This is a genomic window from Luteibacter sp., from assembly GCF_051958795.1.
In the GTDB taxonomy this organism is placed as follows: domain Bacteria; phylum Pseudomonadota; class Gammaproteobacteria; order Xanthomonadales; family Rhodanobacteraceae; genus Luteibacter.
The window spans coordinates 1-5148 of record NZ_JBQCFT010000185.1 but is presented as its reverse complement, the minus strand read 5'-3'; the positions used below and the strand labels follow the sequence as shown (position 1 = coordinate 5148).

Here is a 5148-nt window from a genome sequence, read left to right as displayed (position 1 = left end):
GTGGGGGGGCGCGGGGGGGCGCGCGCGCCCCCCCCCCCCCGCTCCCACAGTCGTGGTTGCTACGCCGTAACCAGCGGCCGCTCTATGGCAGCGATGCCGCTGCGGGCGTGGTCGGCGATGTCGCCGGCAAGGCGCAGCGCGTCGAGGAACGCATCCACTTCATCCGCGCGCCCCGTGAATTCGACGACGGACTGCCCGCCTTCGCGCTGGAGCAGGCGGCCGCCGAAGCGGCCGAGGCAGGTATCCACGGCATCGCCGCCCGCCTCGACGCGGGCCACGAGCAACTCGCGCTCCACGTGCACCTTGCGCGTGAGCTCGCCGATCTCGATGACATCCACCAGCTTCGCTGATTGCTTGATGATCTGCTCCACCACCGCGTCGTCACCGAACACCACGAGCGTGAGGCGCGACACATCTTCGTCGTGCGTCGCGGCCACGGTGAGTGATTCGATGTTGTATCCACGCGACGCGAACAGGCCGGCGACGCGTGCCAGCGCGCCGGCTTCATTCTGCAGCAGGATGGAAATCGTATGCCGCATGGTCAGAACATCCCCGTCGGCTGGCCCGTCGGCGCCACCGGTGCGCTACGGCTCGGGATCCAGTCACCGGTGATCATCTCGGCATAGGTCGCACCCGGGCCCACCATGGGATATACACCGGCATCGGGGTCGATCACCACCTCCAGGAACGCCGGGCCGTCGAAAGCGAGGAAGTCGGCGATGGTCGCCTCGATGGCTTTGGGGTCGTCCAGGCGCTGCGCCCACTCGAACCCATCCGCCTGCGCGGCGCGGACGAAATCCTTCTTGTGCAGGCTCTTGTCGGATGCGGAGAAACGTCCCTTGAAGAACAGCTTCTGCCACTGCCGGACCATGCCGTCACCGCTGTTGTTCAGCACGACGATCTTCACCGGCAGGTTATAGGTGGTCACGGTTTCCAGCTCACCAATATTCATGCGGATGCTGGCGTCGCCGTCGATGTCGATCACGGTGAGGTCGCGGCGGGCGAACTGCGCGCCGATGGCGGCGGGAAGGCCAAAGCCCATCGTGCCCATCGAGCCTGAGGTGAGCCAGTGACGGGGTTCGCGGAAATCGAAATATTGCGCGGCCCACATCTGGTGCTGGCCCACGCCGGTGCTGATGATGGCACGGCCGTTGGTGATCCGGTTGATTGCCTCGATCACGGCGCACGGCTGGATGTGCTGGCCATCGCGGCAGAAATTCATCCTGTGCTCGCGCTTCAGCGCGGCGACGTGCTGGTGCCACGCCGAGAGATCCTTGCGGAAGCCTTTGCGCGCGCCATAGGCCAGTAGCCGGTCCAGCGTGGTTTCCAGTGAGCCGACGTGGTGCCAGTCCACGGCCTTCACCTTGCCGATCTCGGCTGGATCGATATCGACCTGGGCGATGGCCTTGGCGCGCGGTGCGAACTGGTCCGGAACGCCGACCACGCGATCGTCGAAGCGCGCACCGAGGGCGAAGACGAAGTCGCAATCGTCCATGGCGTAGTTGGCATATGCCGCGCCGTGCATGCCCAGCATGTGCAGCGCGAGCGGATCGGTGGTGTCGAAACCGCCGATGCCCATCAGCGTCGTGACCACGGGTATGCCGAACGTGTGCGCGAACTCGCGCAGCGGACCCGCAGCGCCGGCCGCGACGACACCGCCGCCGGCATAGATGAGCGGGCGCTCGGCCTTCGCCAGTGCATCGAAGAAGGCGGCGCAGTGAGCGTCGTCCAGCGTGGCGGACTCCACCGCGTGCAGGCGCGAGCGATACCCGCGGACGGGCAACTCGCGGCCACCGTCGAAGGTGAGCGGGGCGTTCTGCACATCCTTGGGGATATCGATCACGACGGGGCCGGGGCGGCCACTGCGGGCGATATGGAATGCCGTGCGCAACGTCGCTTCGAGCGTCGTGGCATCCGTCACCAGGAACACGTGCTTGGCGCACGAGCCCATGATCTGGCTGATGGGTGCCTCCTGGAAGGCGTCGGTACCGATGGCGCCGGTCGGCACCTGGCCGCTGATAACGACCAGCGGGATGGAATCGGCCATGGAATCGCGCACGGGCGTCACAGCATTGGTGGCACCCGGGCCGGAGGTGACAAGCGCGACGCCGACGCGGCCGGAGGCTCGTGCGTAGCCCGCCGCCATGAAACACGCGCCCTGCTCGTTGGCGGGGACGATCAGCGGGAGCGGTTCACTCCCGTCGGCGCCCGCATGCTCGGCGTTGAAACGGAATACCGCGTCGTACACGGGAAGGATCGCGCCGCCGGAATAACCGAAAAGTACATCGAGGCCTTCATCGGCAAGCACCTGCACGACGATATCGGCGCCGGTCATGGCGCGCCCGGCCAGGGGGTGCTTCGAGGTAGTGCGGCGAATGTCGCCGACGGTATCCAGTTGCGCGTTCACTTGGGTTTCCTTGTAGGCAGTGGTCCTGTAGGAGCCCACCCTGTGGGCGACGCCTTTCGCGAAAGAGCCGCAGGGCCTGTCGCATTGACGCGAAAGCGGTCGCCCACAGGGTGGGCTCCTACGATGGGCTATCGACTAGGCAGTCTTCGACGGTTCCTCGGCCGGCTTCGGCTGGTTCGCAGCGAGCCAGGGCATGCGGGCGCGGAGCTGGGCGCCGACCTTTTCGATCGGGTGCTCGAGGTCACGCTGCTTGAATGCCTTGTAGTTCGGCAGGCCGGCCTTGTACTCGGCGGTCCACTCACGGGCGAACGTGCCGTCCTGGATCTCCTTCAGCACGGTCTTCATGCGTTCCTTCGTGCCTTCATCGACCACGCGCGGGCCGCGGGTGTAATCGCCGTACTGCGCGGTCTCTGAGATGAACTCGAGCATGCGGGCGATACCGCCTTCGTAGAACAGATCCACGATCAGCTTCAGTTCGTGCATAACCTCGTAGTACGCGATCTCCGGGCGGTAGCCGGCTTCGACCAGCGTTTCGAAACCTTTGATCACCAGCTCGGAGGCGCCGCCACACAGCACGGCCTGCTCGCCGAACAGGTCGGTCTCGGTCTCTTCCTTGAAGTCGGTCTCGATCAACATGGCGCGGGCGCCGCCGATGCCGGCCGCATACGCCGTGGCCCTCTCGCTGGCATGGCCGGTGGCGTCCTGGTGCACGGCGTACAGGCAGGGCACGCCGCGACCGATCTCATACTCGCGGCGAACGAGGGCACCCGGGCCCTTCGGCGCGACGAGCACGACATCGATGTCGGCGCGCGGGGTGATCTGGCCGAAATGCACGTTGAACCCGTGCGCGAAGAGCAGGGTGGCTCCCGGCTTGATGTTCGCTTCGATCGCGTCCTTGTAGATGCCCGGCTGGGTCATGTCCGGCGTCAGCACGGCGACCAGGTCGGCACCACGCACGGCATCGGCCGGTTCGGCAACGGCGAAGCCATCGACGTAGGCGCGGTTCCACGAAGGGCCGCCGGGGCGCAGGCCCACGACCACGTCGAGTCCGGAGTCCTTCAGGTTCAGCGCATGCGCGCGGCCCTGGCTGCCGTAGCCGAGCACGGCGATGCGAGCGTTCTGCAGCGGGGCGGTGGTGGCTTGTTTCTCGGTCATGATCGTTTTCCTTGGCGAGTAATGCATGGCTGTTGTAGGAGCCCACCCTGTGGGCGACGCCGTTCGCGGATGAGCGACAGGGGCTCGTGCGGTGGGGCGAAAGATGTCGCCCACAGGGTGGGCTCCTACGGTGGTCGGGGTTAGTTACCGATGAGTTCCTGGGTCATGTCTTCGTCTTCGATTTCGCGGCGTACGCGTGGTGCGGTGGCGGGTGCATCGTCGAACGCCTGGGTGACGGCGCCTTCGGCCGCGGAGCCGACGAGGCGGGCGTACTTGGCGAGTACGCCACGCGTCACCTTCGGCGCCGCGGGGCGCCACGTGCCTCGGCGTGAGGCCAGGTCGGCATCCGTGCGCAGCTCGCGCGTGGTTGCATCGATGAAGATGGCGTCACCTTCGCGAAGCAAACCGATCGGGCCGCCGCGTGCGGCTTCCGGTGCGATATGCCCGACCATGAAGCCGTGCGTCGCGCCGCTGAAGCGGCCATCGGTGATCAGCGCGACATCGTTGCCGAGGCCGCGGCCGACCAGCGCCGCGGTGACGGCGAGCATCTCGCGCATGCCGGGACCGCCTGCGGGGCCTTCGTTGCGGATGACCATGACGTCGCCCGCACGGATGCGGCCGGCCTGCACCGCGGCGAACGCTTCTTCCTCACTCTCGAACACACGAGCCGGACCGGCATGGCTGCTGCGCCCGTGGCCGGCCAGCTTCAGGATGCAGCCTTCGGGAGAGAGGTTGCCGTAGAGGATGCTGTAGCCGCCGCGTGGCTTGAAGGCGTTGCTCACCGGGCGGACGACGACCTGGCCTTCCGTCGCGGGCGGCGCCGCGTCGAGCTCCTCGAACAGCGTGCGGCCGGTGACCGTGTCGGTGTTCGACAGCATGCCGGCCGCACGCAGTTCACGGGCGACGACGGCGACGCCACCGGCGGCGGACATTTCCACCGCGCTGTAGCGGCCGCCCGGCATCAGGTCGGCGATGACCGGGGTGTTCTTCGAGGCCGGCTCGAAGTCTTCGATCGAGAGCGGTACGCGCGCTTCGTTCGCCATCGCCAGCAGGTGCAGTACCGCGTTGGTCGAGCCAGCGGTGGCGGCGACGACGCGGGCGGCGTTATCGAACGCGGCGCGGGTCATCACGTCACGGGGCTTGCGGTCGGCGTTGAGGCATTCCATCGCCAGTTCACCGCAACGGAACGCGGCATCGCGCTTCGACGGATGCGTGGCGGGGATGTCGTTCAGGCCCATCGGGGTGAGGCCCAGCGTCGTCAGTACCATCGCCATGGTGTTGGCGGTGTACTGGCCGCCGCAGGCACCCGCGCCCGGGCAGGCGTGGCGCTCGACATCGTCCAGCTCTTCATCGCTGATCTTGCCGGCACCATGCGCGCCCACGGCTTCAAACACGTTCTGCACGGTGATCGCGCAGCCGTTGCGGCTGCCGTGGTCGATGCTGCCGCCGTAGAGCGCAACGCCCGGGATATTCAGGCGGGCCAGGGCCATCGCCGCGGCGGGGATGGTCTTGTCGCAACCACACAGCACCACCATCGCATCGAGGCAATGGCCATCGACGGCCAGCTCGATCGAATCGGTGATGAC

4 protein-coding genes are annotated in these 5148 nt (G+C 67.2%); all 4 read right to left on the bottom strand.

The window, feature by feature from the left end; translation table 11 throughout:
• Window positions 1–59: 59 nt before the first annotated feature.
• Window positions 60–539 carry an acetolactate synthase small subunit gene (gene ilvN, locus ACTHLF_RS09525; RefSeq protein WP_440326897.1) on the bottom strand — a complete coding sequence of 160 codons (480 nt, stop codon included), beginning with the start codon at window positions 537–539 and terminating at the stop codon, window positions 60–62.
• A gap of 2 nt (window positions 540–541) precedes the next feature.
• Entirely contained in the window at window positions 542–2335 is a 1794-nt protein-coding gene (ilvB, locus tag ACTHLF_RS09520) for a biosynthetic-type acetolactate synthase large subunit (RefSeq protein WP_440326899.1), read from the bottom strand.
• 207 nt (window positions 2336–2542) lie between these two features.
• On the bottom strand, window positions 2543–3562 hold the full coding sequence (gene ilvC / locus ACTHLF_RS09515) for a ketol-acid reductoisomerase (protein ID WP_440326895.1): 1020 nt from the start codon (window positions 3560–3562) through the stop codon (window positions 2543–2545).
• A gap of 140 nt (window positions 3563–3702) precedes the next feature.
• On the bottom strand, window positions 3703–5148 hold a 1446-nt coding region (gene ilvD, locus ACTHLF_RS09510; RefSeq protein WP_440326894.1), incomplete at its 5' end, for a dihydroxy-acid dehydratase.